The sequence below is a fragment of the Stenotrophomonas sp. HMSC10F07 genome, from assembly GCF_001807895.1.
GTDB classification, from domain to species: domain Bacteria; phylum Pseudomonadota; class Gammaproteobacteria; order Xanthomonadales; family Xanthomonadaceae; genus Stenotrophomonas; species Stenotrophomonas sepilia.
In genome coordinates, this window is record NZ_KV791351.1 from 24,036 (window position 1) to 46,668 (window position 22,633).

The following is a 22,633-nucleotide window of genomic DNA, read 5'->3' on the forward strand; positions in this document are numbered from 1 at the left end:
ACGGAAACACACGCGTGGTCTCCAGTTGGGTCCTGCTGCTGGTCTCGGTTGCCTATGCCGCGCTGCTGTTCGGCGTGGCGTGGTGGGGCGACCGTCGGCCGATGTACCCCGACCGGCCGTGGCTGCGGCCGGTCGTCTACAGCCTGGCGCTGGCGGTGTACTGCTCGTCGTGGACCTTCTACGGCGCGGTCGGCACTGCCGTGCGCAATGGCGTGGGCTACCTGCCGATCTACATCGGCCCGCTGCTGCTGCTGGTGTTCGGCTGGCGCATCATCGAGCGCCTGGCGCTGATCGCACGCAGCCAGAACGTGGTCTCCATCGCCGATTTCATCTCCTCGCGCTTCGGTCGCTCGCGGCGGCTGGCGGCGCTGGTGGCGATCATCGCGCTGATCGGCATCATTCCGTACCTGGCGTTGCAGTACAAAGCGGTGGCGATGAGCCTGCAGGTGCTGACCGGCAACACCGGCCCGACCGGCTTCTTCACCGACCCGGCGCTGTACGTGGCATTGCTGATGGCGCTGTTCGCCACCCTGTTCGGTACCCGCCAGGTCGATGCCACCGAGCACCACCACGGCATGATGCTGGCGATTGCCTTTGAATCGGTGATCAAGCTGCTGGCGATGCTGGCGGTGGGCGTGTTCGCCTACCTGTGGCTGAGCAACCGCACCGACGCGGTGGTCGAGTCGGTGCATACGCTGTTCACCGGCCTGCCGCCGGTCGGCTTCATCTCGCAGACCCTGCTCAGTTTCCTCGCCATCATCTGCCTGCCGCGCCAGTTCCACGTGGCCGTGGTCGAGTGCGGTGACGTGCGCGACGTGCGCCGCGCGCGCTGGATGTTCGGCGGTTACCTGGTGCTGATCTCGGGCATGGTGCTGCCGATCGCCACCGCCGGCGTGACCCTGTTCGGCACCGGCGGCAGCGTCGCCGACGACTCGATGGTGCTGGCGCTGCCGTTGGCCGAAGGCCGCAATGCGCTGGCGCTGATCGCCTACGTGGGCGGCTTCTCGGCGGCCACCGGCATGGTCATCGTCTCGTCCATCGCGCTGGCGACCATGGTCAGCAATGATCTGGTGATGCCGGTACTGCTGCGTCGGAGCGGTGACCACCAGGAAGCCGCTGACGTCGCCTCGCGCGTGTTGTGGATCCGCCGCCTGGCGATCCTGCTGCTGGCGCTGATGGCCTACAGCTACTACCGCACCAGCAGCAACGACAGCACGCTGGCCTCGTACGGCCTGATGGCGTTCGCAGCGGTGGCGCAATTCGCGCCCGGCCTGATCGGCGGCCTGTACTGGCGCGGTGCCAGCCGGCGCGGCGTCGAAGTGGGCATGCTGCTGGGCTTTGCCACCTGGCTGTACACCCTGCTGCTGCCGGCGATGACCATGGCCGGCTGGGTCGACGCCGCCTGGGTACAGCACGGCCCGTTCGGCATCGAGTGGCTGCGTCCGCAGCAGCTGTTCGGCATGTCCGGCTGGGACCCGCTGACCCACGGCACGTTCTGGTCGCTGCTGGTCAATGCGGCCACGATGATGCTGGTGTCCGCACGCTGGCGGCCCGGCGTCGACGAGCGCCTGCGTGCGGCACCGTTCCTCGACCCGTATGCCGAGCGCCCGTCGGTGGCCGGCGGCTGGCCCGGGCATGTGCATGTGGGCGACCTGCTGGCGCTGGCTTCGCGCGTGGTCGGCGAACGCCATGCACGGCGTTCGTTCTTCGAGCAGGCGCAGTCGCTGGGCCGTGAGCTGCAATCCTCGGCACCGGCTGACCGGCCGTGGGTGCAGTTCACCGAGCGCCTGCTGGCCGCCTCGATCGGTGCGGCATCGGCGCGCCTGCTGCTGACCAGCCTGCTGCGTGGCTCGGGCATGGACCTGGGGGAAGTGGTGGCGGTGCTGGACGAAGCCGGGCAGGAACTGCGCTTCAACCGCGAGATCCTGTCGACCACGCTGGAGAACATCAGCGCCGGGGTCAGCGTGGTCGATCCGGACATGCGCCTGACCGCGTGGAACCGCCGCTACCAGGACATGTTCGGTTACCCCGACGGCATGCTCTACGTGGGCCGCCCGGTGGCCGACCTGATCCGCTACAACGCCGAGCGCGGCGAGCTGGGCGAGGGCGATATCGAAGTGCAGATCAACCGCCGCATCGGTTACATGCGGGCTGGCTCGCCGCACGTGTTCGAGCGCACCCGCAGCGACGGCAAGGTGATCGAGATGCGTGGCCAGGCGCTGCCCGGCGGCGGTTACGTGACCAGCTACAACGACATCACCGACTACAAGCACGCTGAAAGGGCGCTGCTTGAAGCCAACGAGACGCTGGAACAGCGCGTGGCCGAGCGCTCGCATGAGGCCGAGGTTGCGCAGCAGTCGAAGACGCGCTTCCTGGCGGCGATCAGCCACGACGTGCTGCAGCCACTGAACGCCGCGCGCCTGTTCGCTTCGGCGTTGCGTGACAGCGACCACGTGAGCGATGAGCAGAAGCACCTGGCCGAACGCGTGGATGCGTCGCTGCGCGCGGCCGAAGAACTGCTGGATGGCCTGCTGGACGTGTCGCGGCTGGATGCCGGTGGCCTGCACCCGGTGATCGGCGAGTTCGATGTGAGTGCGTTGATGCGCGAACTGGCGGCGCAGTACACGCCGGTCGCCGCCGGTCGTGGCCTGCGCCTGGACCTGTTCGCGCGCCCGGCGTGGGTACGCAGTGATCGCCGCCTGCTGCGCCGCGTACTGCAGAACTTCCTGGCCAATGCGCTGCGCTACACACGCCAGGGGCGCATCGTACTGGCCGTGCGCCAGCGCGGCGACGAGGTGGAACTGCAGGTGTGGGATACCGGCCCTGGCATTCCCGAACACCACATGCGGCAGATCTTCGACGAGTTCCACCGCTACCAGCAGCCGTTCGACTGGGGCGAGCAGGGGTTGGGCCTGGGCCTGTCGATCTGCCAGCGCATCTCGCGCCTGCTCGACCATCGCCTCAATGCACGCAGCCGCGTTGGCAGTGGCTCGATGTTCTCGATCATCCTGCCGCGGGTTGCGCCCTTGCCCGGCTACACCGAGCCTGCCAAGGCGACCCAGGCCGTGGCCACACCGGTGCGCAGCGATTCGCTGGCGGGCCTGCGGGTGCTGTGCGTGGACAACGACGAGGAAATCCTCGACGGCATGCGCGCACTGCTCGGCCGCTGGCAGGTGCAGGTGATCACCGCCGCCACCGTCGACCAGGCGCTGGAGAAGATCGCCGAGCGCCCGCAGGTGATGCTGGTGGACTACCACCTGCACGACCGCATGGATGGCCTGGATGCGCTGGTGGCACTTCGCGAGGCTGCGGGCTACCCGTTGCCCGGTGCGCTGCTGACCGCCGATGGTCGCGACGAGTTGAAGCGGATGGCGCGCGAACGCGGCTACCGCGTGCTGACCAAACCGATCAAGCCGGCCTCGCTGCGCGCCTTCCTGGGCGCGCTGCGCGACGCCGGCAACAGCGGCGCCTGACGGGCGACTGTAGAGCCGAGCCCACGCTCGGCTCCCCCACGCAGTGCGGGGCTGATATAGCCATCGCTATACAAACCAGCCCTGCCTGCGCGTTTCGATGGAAATGCGCCACGCGCGGATCGCGATGCTAAGCTTCGCGTCCCCTTGGGGAGTAGCCGGATTCCTTCGCAGGAATCGTCCACGTCAACATACTCGGCCAGTGCGCCGTGGCGTGGACAACCATGATGGTTGGCGAGACCAGCGGCCCGCGCGCGCAACGTCAGGTTGGGCGCGAGCGCAGGCCGTGCGTCCGTCCTAGCCCGACCTTCAGCAGTCGCCAATGTCCCCCATTTCGATCCTCCTGATCGGCTTTGCCATGTCCACCGATGCCTTCGCCGCCGCGATCGGCAAGGGTGCCGCCATGCGCAAGCCGGTGTTCCGTGACGCGCTGCGCGCCGGCATCATCTTCGGTGTCATCGAGGCGATCACGCCCATCATCGGCTGGCTGCTCGGCCGTGCCGCCCTGCAGTACGTGGAAGCTTTCGACCACTGGATCGCCTTCGGCCTGCTCGGCGCGCTGGGCATCCACATGATCTACAACGGCCTGCGCCCGGACAGTGGCGAAGATGATGAAGACCCTTCGCAGCACCACGGCTTCTGGAAGCTGGCGCTGACCGGTTTCGCCACCAGCATCGACGCGATGGCCGTGGGCATCGGCCTGGCCTTCATGGACGTGCATATCGGCGTGATGGCCGCGGTCATCGGTCTGTGCACGCTGACCATGGTCACCGTCGGCATCATGCTCGGCCGCGTGCTGGGCAGCATGGTCGGCAAGCGTGCCGAGATCATCGGCGGCGTGATCCTGGTGATCATCGGCGCGACGATCCTGTACGAACACCTGCACGGCGTGGGGTAACGCCTGTTCCTGTAGAGCCGAGCCTGCGCTCGGCTCTCGCGCGCAGCGCGGTCTTCAAGCGAACAGCAGCCGAGCATGGGCTCGGCTCCACGGGTTCAGGTGCCGCAGAGTCGTGTAGAGCCGAGCCCGCGCTCGGCTCTCGCGCGTAGCGCGGTCTTCAGGCGAACAGCACCAGAGCATGGGCTCGGCTCTACAAGGGGGCATTGGCTGACAGGCCATGCGGTGTTGCACTGATGGGCAGCCTGGCGGTCGCTGCATAGTCTTCGGGCATGTCCAGCCCCGCACTCCGTATTGGCCGGTGGTCGCAGACCGGCAATGTCTATGCAATCACCGCAGTGACCCACGCGCGGCGACGCTGGTTCGACGATGAGACGAACGTCGATCTGCTGATCGAGGCACTACGCACGGTCGAGCGGACGGGGCGGACGTTCTCCCTAGCTTGGGTAATCATGCCGGACCACCTGCACTGGTTGATCGAGCTGCGACACGGCACGCTTGCCGGCTGCATGCAGATCCTCAAATCACGGAGCGGGCGTTCCATCGGCAGGCGCGCTGAGGCCAACGCGCCGATCTGGCAGCCGGGATACTACGATCATGCGCTGCGCGGCGATGAGTGCCTGCGCACACAGGCGATGTACATCGCGGCCAATCCGGTGCGTGCAGGGCTGGCCACGTGCATCGGGGAGTATCCCTATGCGTGGAGTCGATGGTTGCTTGAGGAGTGATTGGTATTGAGGCAAAGAGCAGCCGAGCGTGGGCTCGGCTCTACAGGGGCATCATGACGTCTGTAGAGCCGAGCCCATGCTCGGCTCCGCAGTCCGTCACCTTCAGTCTTCTTCCGGCGGCAGCACGATGGCGTCGTCGTCGATGGCCAGCTTGCCGGCCATCAGCACGGCCTGGGTGCGGTTGGTCACGCCGAGCTTGCGCAGGATGGCGGTGACGTGGGCCTTGATCGTCGCTTCGGAGACGTTGAGGTCGTAGGCGATCTGCTTGTTCAAGCGGCCAGCGCCGAGCATCTGCAGGACACGGAACTGCTGCGGGGTCAGCTCGCGCAGGCGCTGGCCGACTTCGCGTTCTTCGCTGCCGGTGGGCGGCACGTTGTGCGCTTCCGGCGGTGCCCAGGTCTCGCCATCGAGGATGGTGCCCAGCGCATGGCCGATGGTGTCCGAATCCGCAGACTTCGGGATGAAGCCCAGCGCACCGTGGTCGAGCGCGCGGCGCATCACCGTGGCTTCTTCGCGCGCGGACACCACCACCACTGGCAGCTGGGGGTGCAGTGAGCGCATGTGCACCAGTGCGTTGAAGCCCTGCGCACCGGGCATGTTGAGATCCATCAGGACCAGGTCGGCGTCGTTGTGCTGGTCGGCCAGCGCGTACAGCGCTTCCACGCTGTCGGCCTCGAACAGCTGCACGCCGGGGATGACCCGCTGCACGGCTCCACGCAGGGCTTCGCGGAACAGCGGGTGGTCATCGGCAATCAGGAGGGTGGTCATGGTCGGGGGGAACCGTGGGGGAAACCAGATGGGGTCAGAGCCCTTTCCTGGTGGAAAGGGATCCGACTCCGGGTTCTGCATCAGCGCACCTTGCGCTCGTCCACCAGCGACGCCACCACCGACGGATCGGCCAGGGTCGAGGTGTCGCCGAGCTGGTCCGGCGCGTTTTCGGCAATCTTGCGCAGGATGCGGCGCATGATCTTGCCCGAGCGGGTCTTCGGCAGGCCCGGTGCCCACTGCAGGTGGTCCGGTGTGGCGATCGGCCCGATCTCCTTGCGCACCCAGGCGATCAGCTCCTTGTGCAGTTCATCGCTCGGGGCCTCTTCGGCCACCAGGGTGACGTAGGCGTAGATGCCCTGGCCCTTGACGTCGTGCGGGAAGCCCACGACCGCCGCTTCGGCCACCTTCGGATGCGAGACCAGCGCGCTTTCCACTTCGGCGGTGCCGATGCGATGGCCGGACACATTGATCACGTCGTCGACGCGGCCGGTGATCCAGTAATAGCCGTCTTCATCGCGGCGGCAACCGTCACCGGTGAAGTAGCTGCCCGGGTAGGTGCGGAAGTAGGTATCGATGAAGCGCTGGTGGTCGCCGTACACCGTGCGCATCTGGCCCGGCCAGGAGTCACGGATGATCAGGTTGCCCTCGGTCGGGCCGTCCTGGATCTCGCCATCGGCATTGACCAGCGCCGGCTGCACGCCGAAGAAGGGCAGGGTGGCCGACCCCGGCTTGAGGTCCATCGCGCCGGCCAGCGGCGAGATCAGGATGCCGCCGGTTTCGGTCTGCCACCAGGTATCGACGATCGGGCAGCGGCTGTCGCCGACCACTTCGTAGTACCAGCGCCAGGCTTCCGGATTGATCGGCTCGCCGACGCTGCCGAGCAGGCGCAGCGACGCGCGCGAGGTCTTCTTCACCGGCTCCTCGCCTTCGCGCATCAGCGCACGGATGGCGGTCGGGGCGGTGTAGAAGATGCTCACCTTGTGCTTGTCGATGACGTTCCAGAAGCGCGAGGTGTCCGGATAGTTCGGCACGCCTTCGAACATCAGCGAGGTCGCACCGTTGGCCAGTGGCCCGTACACGATGTAGCTGTGGCCGGTGACCCAGCCGACGTCGGCAGTGCACCAGTAGATATCGTCCTCGCGCAGGTCGAACACCGCTTCATGGGTGTAGGCCGCATACAGCAGATAGCCGCCGGTGGTGTGCAGCACGCCCTTCGGCTTGCCGGTGGAGCCGGAGGTGTAGAGGATGAACAGCGGGTCTTCCGCGTTCATGCGTTCCGGTTCGCAGGTGGACGGCTGGCTGTCCACCACATCGTGGAACCAGCGGTCGCGCGGGGCCTGCATGTCCACCGCGCCGCCGGTGTGGCGCACCACCAGCACGGTTTCAACCGTGTTCGTGCCCGGCAGCTTCAGCGCGGCATCGACGTTGGCCTTCAGCGGAATCCTGCGGCCACCGCGCAAGCCTTCGTCGGCGGTGATGATCAGCTTGCTCTGGCAGTCGCTGACGCGGTCGGCGATCGAGTTCGGCGCGAAGCCACCGAACACCACCGAGTGGATCGCACCGATGCGCGCGCAGGCCAGCATGGCTACTGCGGCGTCGACGATCATCGGCAGGTAGATGGTGACGCGGTCGCCTTTCTTGACCCCAAGGTTGCGCAGCGCATTGCCGAGGCGGCAGGTGCGCTCATACAGTTCGCGATAGGTCACGTGCTGGGCCGGTGCATCCGGGCCGTCCGGCTCGAACAGCAGGGCGGTCTTGTCGCCGCGCGTCTCGAGCTGGCGATCCAGGCAGTTCACGCTGGCATTGAGCTCGCCATCCTCGAACCACTTGATGTGGAAGTCGGACAGGTCGTAGCTGACGTTCTTGATCTTCGTCGGCTTGCGCATCCATTGCAGGCGCTCGGCGGCCTTGCCCCAGAATCCATCCGGGTCGGTCACCGACGCCTGGTACTGCTGTTCATAGGTCTTCTTGTCGATGCGTGCCTTGGCGGCGAACTGCGGATCGACGGGGTAGATATCAGCCATGGCACCCTCACTTGCACGTTGACTTTGTATGTGCGGTCGCAGCATCGCAACGACCGATCCCCCTCAGTTTGCCCCATCCACCCCCGGCCGCGTCACCACCCTGGTTAGACCATGGTCGAAAGTGAGCGCTCTGCAGGGCCGGGTTCGACCAATGGCGAATAGCCGCTATACATAATCGCCCCGCAGTCTCGGCTCGACCGTGCCCCACGCGCGGCATCACCTTGCCACTTGGGAGAGAGGGCAACATGAGCCACCGTACGTTGAAAGCCGTGCGCACACCTTTGGCGGCCTGCCTGCTGGTCGCCCTGGTCGCACCGGGCATGGCGTTCGCAGAGACCGCCAAAGAGAAGGCACTGGAAGCACGCGTTGCCGAACTGGAACGCCAGGTCCAGCTGCTGCTGTCTTCGCAGCAACAACAACAGACCCAGATCAGCCAGACCCAGCAGGCGGTAACCGAAGTGCGCACGGTGCAGGCCGAGCAGAAGCCGGTTGCACAGGTGCCGGCCGGCAAGCAGCCGATCCAGGTCACCACCATCACCCCGGGCGCGGCACCGGGCACCACGGTCAAGATCGGCGGCTTCATCAAGGCCGACTTCCTGGCCACCCAGACCAGCGATGGCCAGCTGGCCGACGACGCCACCGGCCGTTCGCTGTACCTCCCGGGCCAGACCCCGGTGGAAGGCGCCGGCGGCAGCGGCAAGCGCTCGGGCACCGATTTCAACGCCCATGCCAAGTTCTCGCGCTTCAACCTGGGCATCGACAACGTCAGCGAATCGGGCAACAAGGCCGGTGCGTTCTTCGAGATGGACTTCTTCGGCAACTCGCTGGGCAACCAGACTGCCACCAATACCTACGGCGTGACCCTGCGCCACGCCTACATGTACTGGAACAACTGGCTGGCCGGCCAGACCTGGTCCAACTTCATGGACGCTGCCGCACTGCCGGAAGCGGTCGACTTCGTCGGCCCCACCGACGGCGTGATCTTCGTGCGCCAGGCCCAGGTGCGCTACACCCAGGGCGGCTTCAGCGTCGCGCTGGAAAACCCGGAAACCACCACCCTCACCGGCACCCGCAACCCGGTCACCGGCGCCTGGACCAACGCCAGCGCCAACTCCGACCGTGGCAGCCTGCCCGACCTGACCCTGCGCTATGGCTGGAAGGGCGACTGGGGCACCTTCGGTGTCGGCGGCATCGTCCGCCAGTTGAAGGTCGACAACCAGGCGACCGGCGCGAAGGCCGACAAGGTGGCCGGCGGCCTGACCCTGGGCGGCAAGTGGGTGATGGGTGACAGCGATTCGCTGCATTACCAGCTGACCGGTGGCGAAGGCATCGCCCGCTACATCGGCCTGGGCATCACTGCCGACAGTGCCTATGACGTGGCCCGCGACGAACTCAACCCGACCGGCGTGCTGGCCGGCTATGTCGGCTGGCGGCATGCGTTCTCGCCGAAGCTGCGCACCAACCTGATCTACGCGCGCAGCGACTACGACAACGACAGCATCCTCGGCCCGCTGGTGACCAAGAGCGTGCAGAGCATCCGCGGCAACATCTTCTATTCGCCGCTGCCCAAGGTCGATATCGGCGCCGAGCTGATGTATGGCCGTCGCGAAGTGGAGAACGGCAACAAGGGTGACATCACCCGGTTGCAGTTCACTACGAAGTACAGCTTCTAAGAGCGTGCCGGCCGGCGGCCGGCACCTACCGAGATTGAATGCCGGCCAAGGTCGGCATCTACCGAATTGAGTGCCGACCAACGGTCGGCACCCACCAACAACGATTGCTTCGGAGGGGAAGCGTCCCATGTCCAGTACACCCAGCACCGCACATAAAGCGGGCACCCTGACCAAGGGCCACAAGAAGGTCATCTTCGCATCGAGCCTCGGCACGGTGTTCGAGTGGTATGACTTCTTCCTGTACGGCTCGCTCGCGGCCATCATCGCCAAGCAGTTCTTCAGTGGCGTCAATGAAACCACGGGCATGATCTTCGCCCTGCTGGCGTTCGCCGCCGGCTTCTTCGTACGCCCGTTCGGCGCGGCCTTCTTCGGCAGCCTCGGCGACCGCATCGGCCGCAAGTACACCTTCCTGGTCACCATCCTGATCATGGGCATCTCGACCTTCCTGGTCGGCGTGCTGCCCAACTACGCTTCGATCGGTTTCGCCGCTCCGGTGATCCTGATCATCCTGCGGCTGGCCCAGGGCCTGGCGATGGGCGGCGAGTACGGCGGTGCCGCCACCTACGTGGCCGAGCACGCGCCGGACGACAAGCGTGGCCTGTACACCAGCTTCATCCAGTGCACCGCCACGCTCGGCCTGTTCCTGTCGCTGCTGATCATCCTGGCCTGCCGCATGACGCTGGGCAACGAGGCCTTCGAAGCCTGGGGCTGGCGCATTCCGTTCCTGGTGTCGATCCTGCTGCTGGGCATTTCGGTATGGATCCGCCTGCAGCTGAGCGAATCGCCGCTGTTCCAGCAGATGAAGGCTGAAGGCAAGGGCTCCAAGACCCCGTTCCGCGACAGCCTGAAGGGCGGCAACCTGAAGCTGATGTTGCTGGTCCTGCTCGGTGCAGCGGCTGGCCAGGCCGTGGTCTGGTACGGCGGACAGTTCTACGCGCTGTTCTTCCTCAGCAGCATGCTGAAGGTCGATGCCACCACCTCCTACCTGCTGATCGCCGCAGCGCTGGCACTGGGCACGCCGTTCTTCATCTTCTTCGGCTGGCTGTCCGACCGCATCGGCCGCAAGAAGATCATCCTGGCCGGCTGCCTGCTGGCGGCCATCACCTACATCCCGATCTTCAAGGGCCTGACCCACTTCGCCAACCCGGCCATCGAAGAAGCCCGCAGCAGCTCGCCGGCCCTGGTCGTCGCCGATCCGGCCACCTGCTCGTTCCAGTTCGATCCGGTGGGCCTGCGCAAGTTCACCAGCTCCTGCGACGTGGCCACCGCCGCGCTGACCAAGGCCGGCGTGCCGTACGACGTGCAGCCCGCCGCCGCCGGCTCGCTGGCGATGGTGAATGTCGGCAGCGCCAGCGTCACCTCGTATGAGGCCGCGGGCCTGACCAAGGAAGAAGGCAAGGCCAAGGCCGATGCGTTCGGAGCAGAGCTGAAGACCGCGCTGACCACCGCCGGCTACCCGGCCAAGGCCGATGGTGCGCGCATCAACATCGCCGGCACCATCTTCATGCTGTGGCTGCTGGTGCTGTACGTGACCATGGTCTACGGCCCGATCGCCGCCTACCTGGTCGAACTGTTCCCGACCCGTATCCGCTACACCTCGATGTCGCTGCCGTACCACATCGGCAACGGCTGGTTCGGTGGCTTCCTGCCGGCCATCTCGTTCGCGCTGGTGGCCGGTACCGGCAACCTGTACTACGGCCTGTGGTACCCGATTGCGATCGCACTGATGTCGGTGGTGATCGGCGGCCTGTTCCTGCGCGAAACCAAGAACGTGGATATCACCAAGTAAGAATGATATTCATCGGATGAAGGAGAGGCCGTGGTGCAGACCACGGCCTTTTCGTTTCCCTGTAGCGCCGAGCCATGCTCGGCGACCGCGCAACGCGCGGCACAAAACTCCGCAGACGCGAAAAGACAGAACTCAATGCCGCCATCGCGGTTGACAGGCATCCGAAGCCGCAGGCCCTCTCGCGCCCGGGGTCAGATCCCTTTCGCGCGCGAAATGGATCTGACCCCATTCAAACGCGCAGCACCCCGTATAGTCGGCCCATGACGACCACCGCCCCAGCCGACCTCCCCGCCATCCTGCACACCCTGCGCAGCGCGTGGCAGTCGCAGCGGCCCACGCTCGCCCAGCGCGAGAATGACCTGCATCGCCTCCGCGAAGCGCTGAAGCCACGCCTGGACGAAATGGCCACGGCCATCGCCGAGGACTTCGGCCACCGCGCCCACACCGAATCGAAGCTGGCCGATGGCATGAGCGTGCTGTCGGCCATCGATCACCTGCGCCGCCACCTGCGGCGTTGGTCGAAGCCGCAGCGCGTACGGGCCGGCTGGAAGCTTTGGCCGGCGCGCGCGCAGCTGCGGCCGACGCCACTGGGTGTGGTCGGGGTGATCTCACCGTGGAACTACCCGGTCACGCTGGCGCTGGTGCCGCTGGTCACCGCCATCGCTGCCGGCAACCACGTACTGCTGAAGCCTTCGGAACACACGCCGCGCACCAGTGCGTTCCTGGCCGATCTGCTGGCCAGCGTGTTCCCGCCCGATCGGGTGGCGGTGGTGCAGGGCGGGGCGGATGTGGCCGCGGCGGTGTCCTCGCTGCCGCTGGACCATCTGCTGTTCACCGGCTCGACGGCCGTTGGCCGCAAGGTGATGGCCGCCGCCGCCGAGCATCTGGTGCCGGTCACGCTGGAACTGGGCGGCAAGTCGCCGGCCATCGTCTGCCGCGATTTTCCGCTGGGCAAAGCCGCCGCGCGGCTGGCCACCGGCAAGTGGTTCAACGCGGGCCAGACCTGCATCGCGCCGGATTATGTGCTGATCGATACCGTGCGCCAGCGCGAGTTCGTGCAGGCGCTGCAGCAGCAGGTGCGCGAGCGCTATGGCGACTTCAGCGATGCCGACGATTACACCCGCATCATCAATGAAGGCCAGTACCGGCGCCTGCAGGGCTATCTGGCACAGGCGCGGCAACGCGGCGTGCCGGTGATTCCGCTGGCGCAGGTGGATGAGGTGCGCGCCGACCGCGAGCGCCTGCTGGTGCCGACCGTGGTGCTGGACCCGCCCGACGATCTGGACCTGATGCGCGAGGAAATCTTCGGGCCGATCCTGCCGGTGCGGGCCTACCCGGACCTGGAGGCGGCGCTGGCGGACGTGCTGTCCCGCGAACGGCCGCTGGCGCTGTATCCCTTCAGCCATGACACGGCCACGGTGGAGCGCATCCTCGGCCAGGTGGTGGCCGGCGGGGTGACAGTGAATGACACGCTGCTGCACTTCGTCGCCGATGGATTGCCGTTTGGCGGGGTAGGGGCCAGCGGCATGGGCGCGTACCACGGCCGGGCCGGGTTCGATGCGATGAGCAAGCGGCTGCCGGTGCTGTGGCAGTCGCGCTGGGCGGCCAGCGACCGGCTGCGGCCGCCGTATTCGAAGATTGCGGGGTTGTTGAAGCTGCTGCTGCGGTGAACCCAGGCAAGGCGTGGCTCTACTGAATCAGGGCCCGATTCTTCTGTAGAGCCGAGCCCACGCTCGGCTGCTCCTGGCTGGGTGCCCGATCAATGCAGCCGAGCGTGGGCTCGGCTCTACACGGGAATCCGGGCCGAGCCCCATCCCGGCCACCCGGGTAGAATGCCCGCATGAAAATCGCCTCGTGGAACGTCAATTCGCTCAATGTCCGCCTGCCGCACCTGGAGCAGTGGCTCAAGGAGTTCGGCCCGGACATCGTCGGTATCCAGGAAACCAAGCTGGAGGACCACAAGTTCCCCGACTCTGCGCTGATCGCTGCCGGCTACCGCAGCGTGTTCGCCGGCCAGAAGACCTACAACGGCGTGGCGCTGCTGTCGCGTGAGCCTGCACAGGACGTGCAGATCGGCATTCCCGGCTTCGAGGACGAGCAGAAGCGCGTCATCGCCGGTACCTTCGGCGACCTGCGGGTAATCAACCTGTACGTGGTCAACGGCCAGGACATCGGTACCGACAAGTACGAGTACAAGTTGCGCTGGCTTGAGGCGGTGCATGCCTGGATCGCCGAAGAACTGCAGCGCCACCCGAAGCTGATCGTGATGGGGGACTTCAACATTGCCCCGGACGCACGCGACGTGCACGACCCGGAGGTGTGGAACGACAACCACATCCTGACCTCCACCGCCGAGCGCGGCGCATTGAACAAGCTGCTGCAGCTGGGCCTGCACGATGGCTTCCGCCTGCACAACGACGAGGCGGGCACCTTCAGCTGGTGGGATTACCGCGCCGCCGGCTTCCGTCGCAACCTGGGCCTGCGCATCGACCTGACCCTGGTCTCCGATGCGCTGAAGAGCGGTGCGGTGGCTTCGGGCATCGACCGCGAGCCGCGCACCTGGGAACGTCCGAGCGACCATGCGCCGGCGTGGGTGCAGTTGGGTTGAGTTGAGGTAGCGCCGGGCCATGCCCGGCGAGCGCAGCGGCGGCAGGGTGACGCCGGGCATGGCCCGGCGCTACCCCTCAGATCACCGTATGCTCTTGCGGGTGAACAGATTGACGATCGCCAGCAGGATCACTGCACCGATCAGCGAGAACAGGAAGGTTCGAATGGTGATCGCTTCGTTGATGCCGCCGCCGAACAGCCAGCCGGAAATCAGCGCGCCGACGATGCCGACCACGATGTTGAGGATGATGCCCTGCTGGGCATCGCGCTTCATGATGATGCTGGCCAGCCAGCCTACGATGCCGCCGACGATCAGCCAGATGATGATGCCCATGATCGAACCTCCGGTGGGGAACGGTGACCAGTTGACGCGCACGGCCGTGAACCCGTCGTGGAATTGCGTGATGGGCGCGTGCGGATGAGCCTGCCAGCCACCCTCGATGGCCCGTGGCGCTTCGGTCCGGTGACGGTCTGGCGGCGCCCGCACGTGCCCGGCCAGCGCGGCGAACCGCAGGCACGGCAGGTACTGGCGCAGGCGCTGGGCACCGATCCGCAGACGCTGCCACTGGTCCGTGACGACAAGGGCCGGCCGGAGCTGAGCGGCCCGTTGGCCCACTACGGCACCGGCTGGAGCCACAGCGGTGAGGTGCTGCTGGTGGCGCTGGGCGAAGGCGTGCGGCTGGGCGTGGACCTGGAACTGCTGCGGCCGCGCGCCCGCCTGCTGGAGATCGTGCAGCGCTTCTTCCACCCGGAGGAGGTGGCGTGGCTGGAAAGCCTGGACCAGGCCGACCGCGAACACTGGTTCTTCCGCGTGTGGTGCGCCAAGGAAGCGATGCTGAAGGCGCACGGCCAGGGTATCTCGTTCGGCCTGCACCGCCTGCAGCTTGCGCCGGGGGCCGATGGTGCCCTGCACCTGCGCTGGTGCGACCCGGAACTGGGCGAGGCCGCGCGCTGGCACCTGCACGAATGGCAGGCCACCGGTCAGTTCCGGGCGGCGTTGGCCTGGTATCCGCACTGAGGCGGGGAATCAGCGCGCAAAACCGGCGATAATGCCGGCATGAGCGAACACCCACTTCCCGCCAGCGTGGCTGCCACGCTGGAACAGGGCCTGGCCAGCATGGGCCTGGATGCCGCGCTGGCGCCGCCGCTGCTGCGCTACCTGGCCCTGCTGCACCGCTGGAACGGCACCTACAACCTCACCGCCATCCGCGACCCGCAGGAGATGGTCACCCGCCACCTGCTCGACTCGCTGGCGATGCAGCCGTTCGTGGCCGATGGCAGCCTGGCCGACCTCGGCACCGGCCCCGGGCTGCCGGGCATCCCGCTGGCCATCGCCTGCCCGGGCCTGCAGGTGACCCTGGTCGAGAGCAATGGCAAGAAGGCACGCTTCATGCGCGAGGCCGTGCGCCAACTCGGCCTGGGCAATGCCCGCGTGGCCGAATCGCGCGCCGAGGCGCTGGACGAGGCGGGTCGTTACGACCAGTTGACCGCCCGTGCCATGGATACCCTGGCCGGCATCGTCCGCGTTGGTGGCCACCTGCTGCGGCCGGGGGGCGTGCTGCTGGCCATGAAGGGCGTCTACCCGCATGAGGAGATCGCGGACCTGCCGGCTGGCTGGCAGGTGCGCGAGGTGACCCCGCTGAGCGTGCCCGGCCTGGCCGGCGAACGCCACCTGGTCACTGTTACAGGCCCTTGATTCCCGCCGCCAGCCCCTTGTGCAACAACGGGTTGGCGATCCACGATTTCCGCAAGGGGCCGGTTGTACGCATAATGACCGGTCCCAGCACACGTCGACGAGGCACACCCGCATGGCCCGCATCATCGCCATCGCCAACCAGAAGGGTGGCGTCGGCAAGACCACGACCGCCGTCAACCTGGCCGCTTCCCTGGCCAACGCACCCAAGCGCGTGCTGCTGGTCGACCTCGATTCGCAGGGCAACGCGACCATGGGCAGTGGCGTGGACAAGCGTGAGCTGGCCGCCTCCACCTACGATCTGCTGCTGGGCGAGTCCAGCGCCGCCGATGTACGCGTGCAGACCGCCGAAGGCTACGACCTGCTTCCCGGCAACATCGACCTGACCGCCGCCGAGATCCAGCTGATGGCGCAGAGCGAGCGCGAGCAGCGGCTGAAGCGCGCGCTGGCACCGATCCGCGACGAGTACGACTACATCCTGATCGACTGCCCGCCGGCGCTGTCGCTGCTGACGCTCAATGCGCTGGCCGCTGCCGATTCGGTGATCGTGCCGATGCAGTGCGAGTACTACGCCCTGGAAGGCCTGAGCGCGCTGGTGGAAACCATCGAAGCGCTGCGTGCCAACCTCAATCCGGCGCTGGAGATCGAAGGCGTGCTGCGCACCATGTTCGACGTGCGCAACAACCTGGCCAACGCGGTCTCGGCCGAGCTCACCGAGCACTTCGGCGATCGCGTGTTCCGCACCATCGTGCCGCGCAACGTTCGCCTGGCCGAGGCACCCAGCCATGGCCAGAGCATCGTCGGCTACGACCGCGCCTCGCGCGGTGGCGTGGCCTACCTGGGCCTGGCTGGCGAGATCATCCGCCGCAACAACGAACGCAACAAGGCCACCAAGGCCGTGGAGACCGTCTGATGACCAGCAGCAAGCCGGCAGCCAAGAAGCGAGGCCTCGGCCGTGGCCTGGACGCGCTGCTGGGCCCGAAGGGCGCGGTCAGCCAGGTGCAGGCCACCACGGCGGTGATCGAGCCGCTGCCGGGGGAAGTGCTGCGCAAGTTGCCGGTTGGCCAGCTGCAGCCGGGCAAGTACCAGCCGCGCCGCGAGATGGATGAGGGCAAGCTCTCCGAGCTGGCCGACTCGATCAAGTCGCAGGGCGTGATCCAGCCGATCCTGGTGCGCCAGCTGCCGGCGGGCAACTACGAAATCGTCGCCGGTGAACGCCGCTGGCGCGCATCGCAGCTGGCCGGGCTGGACGAAGTGCCGGTGGTGGTGCGCGAGCTGGAAGACCGCACCGTCATCGCGATGGCGCTGATCGAGAACATCCAGCGTGAAGACCTCAACCCGCTGGAGGAAGCCGAAGCGCTGCAGCGCCTGATCAGCGAGTTCACGCTCACCCATGCCGAGGCCGCCGAGGCCGTCGGCCGCTCGCGCGCGGCGGTGTCCAACCTGCTGCGCCTGCTGGAACTACCAGTGGCGATCCGCCTGCTGCTGGAAACCCGCCGCCTGGAAATGGGGCATGCCCGTGCGCTGCTGACCCTGGCCCCCGAACTGGCCGGCAAGCTGGCCCAGGAAGCGGCCGACGAAGGCTGGTCGGTGCGCGAGGTCGAGCGGCGCGCGCAGGCTTTCGCCGCCGGCAAGGTGCCGAGCAGCCGTCCGGTGGCCTCGCCGAAGGTGCAGCAGGCCGACATCGCCTCGCTGGAAACCGAGCTGTCCGAAGCGCTCGGCGCCAAGGTGGCGATCAGCCACGGCCGTGGCGGCAAGGGCAAGCTGATCATCCACTACACCGACCTGGACACCCTGGACGGCGTGCTGGAAAAACTGCGCGCGCGCCAGGGCTGAGCCCGGCGCCGCGCCGGGGAGGCGGCCTGTTCCTGCCGCGCCCGGCGAATGACAGGGAACGCACTGCCACGCGCACCGCGGAATGCACCGTCTTCCGGCCCGTGGCCTCATCCAGGGAGCAGGACATGAGCAACGACTACGAAGACGTCAGCCCGGACGGCACCCAGATACTGGTACATCGCCGTGAGAAGGACTTTGTGCTCGCCATCGGCGAAGAACGGCACATCGAGGCGATCAGTGCCCACATCGAACACCACCTGGGACCGGTGTCCGGTGTCTTCCATGAAATCATCTCCGACCTGGTGCACATCGACGTGCACGTGGTGCCGGCCAATGACCACTGCCCGTACCTGCGCCTGGTCACCTCCGGCATGAGCGACCTGCCGATGACCGTGCCCGCCGAGGTGGATGCGGACGTGCCGCGCTACATGGAACTGATGGTGACCCTGCCGGCCGACTGGCCGATCACGCAGGACGCCTTCGAGGATGAGCGCAACTACTGGCCAGTGCGCCTGCTGAAGGGCATGGCGCGGTTGCCGCACGAGTACGACACGTGGCTGGGCTTCGGCCACACCATTCCCAACGGCCATCCCAGCGAGCCCTATGCGCCGGGCGTGGGTTTCGACGGTGCCATCGTGCTGCCGCCGGTGACCGCCCCGGAGGACTTCGCCACGCTGGAGCTGGAGGATGGCAATACCATCAGCTTCATGAGCCTGGTTCCGCTGTACCCCGAAGAGATGGACCTGAAGCTGAAGAAGGGCGCCGACGCCCTGCTCGACCGCTTCGATGCGAAACAGATCAACGATGTGATCGAGCCCGGCCGCACCAACGTGGCGAAGAAGCGTTTCGGTTTGTTCTGAGACCGGTAACATCAGGGGCCTGAACTTCGTTCCCAGGCCCCTGCCATGACCATCCTGCTCACCGGCGCTGCCGGCTTCATCGGTGCCTACACCGCCCGCGCGCTGCTGGAGGCCGGCCAGGCCGTGGTCGGCCTGGACAACTTCAACGATTACTACGACCCGCAGATCAAGCGTGACCGCGTGGCCGCGCTGTGTCCGGCGCTGGACCTGCGCACCCTGGACCTGACCGACCAGCAGGGCCTGGCCGCACTGTTCGACGAGGTGCGGCCGACCGCGGTGATCCACCTGGCCGCGCAGGCCGGCGTGCGCTATTCGCTGGAAAACCCGCATGCCTACGTCGACAGCAACCTGGTCGGCTTCGTCAACATGCTCGAGTTGTGCCGCCACCGTGGCGTGCAGCACCTGGTGTATGCCTCCAGCAGTTCGGTCTACGGCGATTCGGCCACGCCGCCGTTCTCCGAAGACCAGCGCGTGGACCAGCCACGCTCGCTGTACGCGGCGACCAAGGCGGCCAACGAGCTGATGGCCTACACCTACGCGCAGCTGTACGGCCTGCATGCCACCGGGCTGCGATTCTTCACCGTGTATGGCCCGTGGGGCCGGCCGGACATGGCACCGCTGCTGTTCTCGCGCGCGGTGCTGGCCGGTCGGCCGATCGACGTGTTCAACGAAGGCCGCATGCAGCGCGATTTCACACATGTCTCCGACATCGTATCCGGTATCCTCGGCGCCCTCGCGCATCCGGCCGACGGTCCGGTGCCGCACCGGGTGTTCAACCTCGGCAACCATACACCGGTCGAGCTGGAGCGCTTCATCAGCGTGATCGAGCAGGCCGCCGGCCGCCCTGCGCAGAAGGTCTACAAGCCCATGCAGCCCGGCGACATGGTGCGCACGATGGCCGATACCCGGCGCGCACATGACGCTTTCGGCTTCGATGCGGTGACCCCGATCGAACAAGGCCTGCCGCCTGTGGTGCAGTGGTGCCGCGAGTATTTTGGCGATCGCGCCTGAGGAAGGATCCTCACGCCGCCGGGTTCATCTTCGGATAACCTCGGTTTCGGAGAATGCGCGGTCTTTGTCCCCCCTTTGGCCGAGTGCCTTATGAGCCAACCCGAGCTTTCCGTTGTCGTCCCGGTGTTCAACGAGCGCGACAATGTTGCCCCGCTGGTCGCCGAAATCACCGCTGCGCTGCGTGGCCGGCTGCCGTTCGAGATCGTCTACATCGACGACCACTCGCGTGATGACACCCTGGCGGTGCTGCAGGGATTGAAGGCAACCACCCCGGAACTGCGCGTGCTGCACCATGTGAACCAGAGCGGGCAGAGCACGGCGGTGCGCACCGGCGTCAAGCACGCGCGCGCGCCGTGGATCGCCACCCTGGATGGCGATGGCCAGAACGATCCGGCCGATATTCCCAAGCTGCTTGCCGCACGCGACGCCGCCGAGGCGCAGGTGAAGCTGTTCGCCGGCTGGCGCGTCAACCGCCAGGACAGCGGCAGCAAGCGCTGGGCCAGCAAATGGGCCAACGCCATCCGTGCGCGCATGCTGCGCGACGACACGCCCGACACCGGTTGCGGCATCAAGCTGTTCGAACGCAGCGCGTTCCTCGACCTGCCGTACTTCGACCACATGCACCGTTACCTGCCGGCGCTGATGCAGCGTGCCGGCTGGAAGACCACCAGCGTGCCGGTCAATCACCGCCACCGTACCGCCGGCGTGTCCAAGTACAACAACCTCGGCCGCGCGCTGGTCGGCATCCGCGACCTGCGTGGCGTAGCCTGGCTGATCACCCGAAGCAAGCGCACCGCGGTGGAGGAGCGCTGATGGATCTGGAGCTGCACTGGCTGGATCAGCCCCTGACCTGGCTGTACTGGACCGGCCTGCATGTGACCGGCTGGAAGCTGATCGGCTACACCGGCGCACTGATGTTCGGCGGCCGCTGGCTGGTCCAGTTCATCGCCTCCAAGCGCGCCGGCAAACCCGTCATACCGCGCCTGTTCTGGTACATGAGCGTGCTCGGCAGCCTGATGACCCTGAGCTACTTCCTGTTCTCGGCCAAGCAGGACTCGGTGGGCGTGCTGCAGAACCTGTTCCCGGCGTTCACCGCGCTGTACAGCCTGCACCTGGACATCAAGCACCGCGGCTGGAAGCGGGACAAGGCCAGTCACTGAGGCTGCGGGGTCGGATCCCTTTCCACTGGAAAGGGCTCTGACCCCTGTCAGGATCCCCGGCGCATCCTCGCATGGCGTGGATCTACTGCATGTTCAGCGGCGTTGCCCTGGTAGATGCCGACCTTGGTCGGCGCTGGGTTTCCCCGTGTGCCAACCAAGGTTGGCATCTACCAGAGCGGCCGGTTCCCGGTCCTGCCTGCGCTGCAGGCAGGACCTTCGTCCCATGCCACGGGCCGTGGGCGGTGCCATGATCGGGGTCTGCCTTCCCGGGAACCTGTGCTCGTGAAAACCCGTCTTGCCGTTGCCCTGTTGATCGCCCTGTCCGCCCCCACCGTGGCCCTGGCCGCTGCGCCCGCCGCCGCCGCCGCGCCCGCCAGCGTGGCCACCGAATCGCCCGCGGATGCCGCCTTCCGCGCGCTGTACGAGAAGGAATGGAAGTGGCGCCAGCAGGGAGGTGGTGAAGCCAGCGAGGACGAAGACGCCCCGGCCAACGCCACCCGCATGCCCGACATCGGCCCGGCCGCGCAGCAGGCACGCCTGAAGGTGTGGGACGAGACCCTGGCCGCACTGAAGAAGATCGACCCGAAGACCCTGTCGCCGGACAACCAGGTCAACTACGCGATCTATCGCGACCAGGTGTTCAACCTGGCCGAAGAGACGCGCCTGCGCGGCTACGAAATGCCTTTCAATGCCGATTCCTCGTTCTGGTCCAACCTGTCCTTCATGGCCCGGCGCGAGATGAAGACCGTGCAGGACTACCAGAACTACATCGCACGGCTGAACGATGTGCCGCGTTACTTCGGCCAGCAGACCGAGAACATGCGCGCCGGCCTGAAGCGCGGCTTCAGCGTGCCGCGCGCGGTGCTGGATGGCCGCGAAGTGTCCATCGCCACCGTTGCCGAGCTGAAGGACCCGACCGAATCGCCGCTGTACGCGCCGTTCAAGAAGCTGCCCAACAGCATCCCGGCCGCCGAACAGGCCAGGCTGCAGGCGCAGGCGCGTGAAGCGATCAGCGGCAAGGTGGTGCCGGCGTTCCAGCAGCTGCGCACCTTCTTCGTCAACGAGTACGTGCCGCAGGCGCGCACCACCCTGGCCGCCGAAGCGATGCCCGATGGCAAGGCCTACTACAGGCAGCAGATCCACGAGTACACCACGCTGGACCTGTCGCCGGACGAGATCCACCGCATCGGCCTGGAGGAAGTTGCCCGCATCCAGGGCGAGATGAACGACATCATCAAGCAGGTGAAGTTCAAGGGCAGCTTCGCCGAGTTCCTGACCTTCCTGCGTACCGATCCGCAGTTCTATGCGAAGACGCCGGAAGAGCTGCTGTCGCGCGCCGCGTGGATTTCCAAGCGCGCCGATGGGCAGCTGGGCAAGTACATGACCCTGCCGCGCGCCCGCTTCACCATCGTGCCGGTGCCGCCGGACATCGCACCGTTCTGGACGGCCGGCCGCGGTGGCATGGGTACCTACTGGCTCAACACCTACAACCTGCCGTCGCGCCCGCTGTACAACCTGCCGGCGCTCACCCTGCATGAATCCGATCCGGGCCATTCGCTGCAGGGCGCGATCGCCGCCGAGCAGAAGAACCTGCCCGAGTTCCGCCGCAACGCCTACATCTCCGCCTATGGCGAAGGCTGGGCGCTGTACTGCGAGAAGCTGGGCGTGGAGATGGGCATCTACGAAACCCCGTACGAGGATTTCGGCCGCCTGACCTATGAGATGTGGCGCGCCGCGCGCCTGGTGATCGACACCGGCGTGCACAGCAAGGGCTGGACCCGCGAGCAGGCGCTGGCCTACCTGCGTGACCACACCGCGCTGAGCGAGCATGAAGTGACCACCGAAGTGGACCGCTACATTTCCTGGCCGGGCCAGGCGCTGAGCTACAAGCTGGGCGAGATCGCGATCGTGCGCCTGCGTGCGCAGGCCGAGAAGGAGCTGGGCGACAAGTTCGACATCAAGGGCTTCCACGACACCCTGCTCAAGCAGGGCTCGGTGCCGCTGCCGGTGCTGGAACAGCAGATCCAGGCCTACATCGCCGAGCGCAAGAAGGCCTGACCCGACGCGTCGCCGGGCATGGCCCGGCGCTACCAGAATGCGCGGTGGTAGCGCCGGGCCA

19 protein-coding genes and 1 riboswitch are annotated in these 22,633 nt (G+C 66.8%); of the genes, 16 read left to right on the forward strand and 3 right to left on the reverse strand.

Annotated features, from left to right (window positions below):
* The first annotated feature begins 14 nt into the window (after nt 1-14).
* The 3 genes from HMPREF3114_RS06130 to HMPREF3114_RS06140 all read left to right on the forward strand — a co-directional run bounded on the left by HMPREF3114_RS06130 (nt 15) and on the right by HMPREF3114_RS06140 (nt 5,093).
* Nucleotides 15-3,473, forward strand: a complete 3,459-nt coding sequence (locus HMPREF3114_RS06130; protein WP_070489366.1) for a hybrid sensor histidine kinase/response regulator — start codon at nt 15-17, stop codon at nt 3,471-3,473.
* Nucleotides 3,474-3,613: 140 nt separating this feature from the next.
* A riboswitch (yybP-ykoY riboswitch) is annotated at nt 3,614-3,703 on the forward strand.
* Nucleotides 3,704-3,792: 89 nt separating this feature from the next.
* Entirely contained in the window at nt 3,793-4,368 is a 576-nt protein-coding gene (locus HMPREF3114_RS06135; RefSeq protein WP_053498787.1) for a manganese efflux pump MntP, read from the forward strand.
* Nucleotides 4,369-4,637: 269 nt separating this feature from the next.
* The gene (locus tag HMPREF3114_RS06140) at nt 4,638-5,093 is read left to right on the forward strand and encodes an REP-associated tyrosine transposase (RefSeq protein ID WP_053498790.1); all 456 of its coding nucleotides are present in this window, start codon (nt 4,638-4,640) and stop codon (nt 5,091-5,093) included.
* A gap of 102 nt (nt 5,094-5,195) precedes the next feature.
* Here the strand turns inward: HMPREF3114_RS06140 and HMPREF3114_RS06145 are convergent, their stop codons facing one another.
* A complete protein-coding gene (locus HMPREF3114_RS06145; RefSeq protein WP_005420420.1) occupies nt 5,196-5,861 on the reverse strand; it encodes a response regulator transcription factor in 666 nt (221 codons plus the stop codon).
* A gap of 80 nt (nt 5,862-5,941) precedes the next feature.
* Nucleotides 5,942-7,885, reverse strand: a complete 1,944-nt coding sequence (gene acs / locus HMPREF3114_RS06150; RefSeq protein WP_053498791.1) for an acetate--CoA ligase — start codon at nt 7,883-7,885, stop codon at nt 5,942-5,944.
* A gap of 245 nt (nt 7,886-8,130) precedes the next feature.
* Here acs and HMPREF3114_RS06155 point away from each other — a divergent pair, with 245 nt between their 5' ends.
* The 4 genes from HMPREF3114_RS06155 to xth all read left to right on the forward strand — a co-directional run bounded on the left by HMPREF3114_RS06155 (nt 8,131) and on the right by xth (nt 13,955).
* A complete protein-coding gene (locus HMPREF3114_RS06155) occupies nt 8,131-9,558 on the forward strand; it encodes a DcaP family trimeric outer membrane transporter (protein WP_053498792.1) in 1,428 nt (475 codons plus the stop codon).
* 127 nt (nt 9,559-9,685) lie between these two features.
* Nucleotides 9,686-11,347 carry an MFS transporter gene (locus HMPREF3114_RS06160; protein ID WP_049412037.1) on the forward strand — a complete coding sequence of 554 codons (1,662 nt, stop codon included), beginning with the start codon at nt 9,686-9,688 and terminating at the stop codon, nt 11,345-11,347.
* A gap of 260 nt (nt 11,348-11,607) precedes the next feature.
* Complete coding sequence (locus tag HMPREF3114_RS06165; protein WP_053498795.1) at nt 11,608-13,017, forward strand: coniferyl aldehyde dehydrogenase; 1,410 nt, start codon at nt 11,608-11,610, stop codon at nt 13,015-13,017.
* A gap of 170 nt (nt 13,018-13,187) precedes the next feature.
* A complete protein-coding gene (gene xth / locus HMPREF3114_RS06170) occupies nt 13,188-13,955 on the forward strand; it encodes an exodeoxyribonuclease III (protein ID WP_053498796.1) in 768 nt (255 codons plus the stop codon).
* Nucleotides 13,956-14,036: 81 nt separating this feature from the next.
* Here the strand turns inward: xth and HMPREF3114_RS06175 are convergent, their stop codons facing one another.
* Entirely contained in the window at nt 14,037-14,288 is a 252-nt protein-coding gene (locus HMPREF3114_RS06175) for a GlsB/YeaQ/YmgE family stress response membrane protein (RefSeq protein ID WP_005411656.1), read from the reverse strand.
* Nucleotides 14,289-14,372: 84 nt separating this feature from the next.
* Between HMPREF3114_RS06175 and HMPREF3114_RS06180 the strand changes: the two genes are divergently transcribed.
* The 9 genes from HMPREF3114_RS06180 to HMPREF3114_RS06220 all read left to right on the forward strand — a co-directional run bounded on the left by HMPREF3114_RS06180 (nt 14,373) and on the right by HMPREF3114_RS06220 (nt 22,572).
* The gene (locus HMPREF3114_RS06180) at nt 14,373-14,972 is read left to right on the forward strand and encodes a 4'-phosphopantetheinyl transferase family protein (protein ID WP_053498798.1); all 600 of its coding nucleotides are present in this window, start codon (nt 14,373-14,375) and stop codon (nt 14,970-14,972) included.
* Between the two features lie 39 nt (nt 14,973-15,011).
* Nucleotides 15,012-15,650 (forward strand): 16S rRNA (guanine(527)-N(7))-methyltransferase RsmG, encoded by a 639-nt coding sequence (gene rsmG / locus HMPREF3114_RS06185; RefSeq protein WP_005420388.1) that lies wholly within the window; start codon nt 15,012-15,014, stop codon nt 15,648-15,650.
* Between the two features lie 112 nt (nt 15,651-15,762).
* A complete protein-coding gene (locus tag HMPREF3114_RS06190; protein ID WP_005420387.1) occupies nt 15,763-16,560 on the forward strand; it encodes a ParA family protein in 798 nt (265 codons plus the stop codon).
* The gene (locus HMPREF3114_RS06195; protein WP_053498800.1) at nt 16,560-17,483 is read left to right on the forward strand and encodes a ParB/RepB/Spo0J family partition protein; all 924 of its coding nucleotides are present in this window, start codon (nt 16,560-16,562) and stop codon (nt 17,481-17,483) included. Before HMPREF3114_RS06190 ends, HMPREF3114_RS06195 begins: the two co-directional genes overlap by 1 nt.
* A gap of 125 nt (nt 17,484-17,608) precedes the next feature.
* Nucleotides 17,609-18,343, forward strand: a complete 735-nt coding sequence (locus HMPREF3114_RS06200; protein ID WP_053498802.1) for a suppressor of fused domain protein — start codon at nt 17,609-17,611, stop codon at nt 18,341-18,343.
* A gap of 45 nt (nt 18,344-18,388) precedes the next feature.
* On the forward strand, nt 18,389-19,354 hold the full coding sequence (locus HMPREF3114_RS06205) for an NAD-dependent epimerase/dehydratase family protein (protein ID WP_005420382.1): 966 nt from the start codon (nt 18,389-18,391) through the stop codon (nt 19,352-19,354).
* Between the two features lie 90 nt (nt 19,355-19,444).
* Entirely contained in the window at nt 19,445-20,167 is a 723-nt protein-coding gene (locus HMPREF3114_RS06210) for a glycosyltransferase family 2 protein (protein WP_005420380.1), read from the forward strand.
* Complete coding sequence (locus HMPREF3114_RS06215) at nt 20,167-20,514, forward strand: lipid-A-disaccharide synthase N-terminal domain-containing protein (RefSeq protein WP_019661748.1); 348 nt, start codon at nt 20,167-20,169, stop codon at nt 20,512-20,514. Before HMPREF3114_RS06210 ends, HMPREF3114_RS06215 begins: the two co-directional genes overlap by 1 nt.
* 282 nt (nt 20,515-20,796) lie before the next feature.
* Nucleotides 20,797-22,572 (forward strand): DUF885 domain-containing protein, encoded by a 1,776-nt coding sequence (locus HMPREF3114_RS06220; protein ID WP_053498812.1) that lies wholly within the window; start codon nt 20,797-20,799, stop codon nt 22,570-22,572.
* Nucleotides 22,573-22,633 lie beyond the last annotated feature (61 nt).

Excerpts from the sequence above, each read along its gene's own strand:
- HMPREF3114_RS06140 (WP_053498790.1), top strand. The coding sequence starts at position 4,638 with ATGTCCAGCCCCGCACTCCGTATTGGCCGGTGGTCGCAGACCGGCAAT.
- HMPREF3114_RS06165 (WP_053498795.1), top strand. The coding sequence starts at position 11,608 with ATGACGACCACCGCCCCAGCCGACCTCCCCGCCATCCTGCACACCCTG.
- HMPREF3114_RS06215 (WP_019661748.1), top strand. The coding sequence starts at position 20,167 with ATGGATCTGGAGCTGCACTGGCTGGATCAGCCCCTGACCTGGCTGTAC.
- HMPREF3114_RS06180 (WP_053498798.1), top strand. The coding sequence starts at position 14,373 with ATGAGCCTGCCAGCCACCCTCGATGGCCCGTGGCGCTTCGGTCCGGTG.
- HMPREF3114_RS06205 (WP_005420382.1), top strand. The coding sequence starts at position 18,389 with ATGACCATCCTGCTCACCGGCGCTGCCGGCTTCATCGGTGCCTACACC.
- HMPREF3114_RS06135 (WP_053498787.1), top strand. The coding sequence starts at position 3,793 with ATGTCCCCCATTTCGATCCTCCTGATCGGCTTTGCCATGTCCACCGAT.
- rsmG (WP_005420388.1), top strand. The coding sequence starts at position 15,012 with ATGAGCGAACACCCACTTCCCGCCAGCGTGGCTGCCACGCTGGAACAG.
- acs (WP_053498791.1), bottom strand. The coding sequence starts at position 7,885 with ATGGCTGATATCTACCCCGTCGATCCGCAGTTCGCCGCCAAGGCACGC.
- HMPREF3114_RS06195 (WP_053498800.1), top strand. The coding sequence starts at position 16,560 with ATGACCAGCAGCAAGCCGGCAGCCAAGAAGCGAGGCCTCGGCCGTGGC.
- HMPREF3114_RS06155 (WP_053498792.1), top strand. The coding sequence starts at position 8,131 with ATGAGCCACCGTACGTTGAAAGCCGTGCGCACACCTTTGGCGGCCTGC.
- HMPREF3114_RS06175 (WP_005411656.1), bottom strand. The coding sequence starts at position 14,288 with ATGGGCATCATCATCTGGCTGATCGTCGGCGGCATCGTAGGCTGGCTG.
- HMPREF3114_RS06160 (WP_049412037.1), top strand. The coding sequence starts at position 9,686 with ATGTCCAGTACACCCAGCACCGCACATAAAGCGGGCACCCTGACCAAG.
- HMPREF3114_RS06145 (WP_005420420.1), bottom strand. The coding sequence starts at position 5,861 with ATGACCACCCTCCTGATTGCCGATGACCACCCGCTGTTCCGCGAAGCC.
- HMPREF3114_RS06200 (WP_053498802.1), top strand. The coding sequence starts at position 17,609 with ATGAGCAACGACTACGAAGACGTCAGCCCGGACGGCACCCAGATACTG.
- HMPREF3114_RS06210 (WP_005420380.1), top strand. The coding sequence starts at position 19,445 with ATGAGCCAACCCGAGCTTTCCGTTGTCGTCCCGGTGTTCAACGAGCGC.
- xth (WP_053498796.1), top strand. The coding sequence starts at position 13,188 with ATGAAAATCGCCTCGTGGAACGTCAATTCGCTCAATGTCCGCCTGCCG.
- HMPREF3114_RS06190 (WP_005420387.1), top strand. The coding sequence starts at position 15,763 with ATGGCCCGCATCATCGCCATCGCCAACCAGAAGGGTGGCGTCGGCAAG.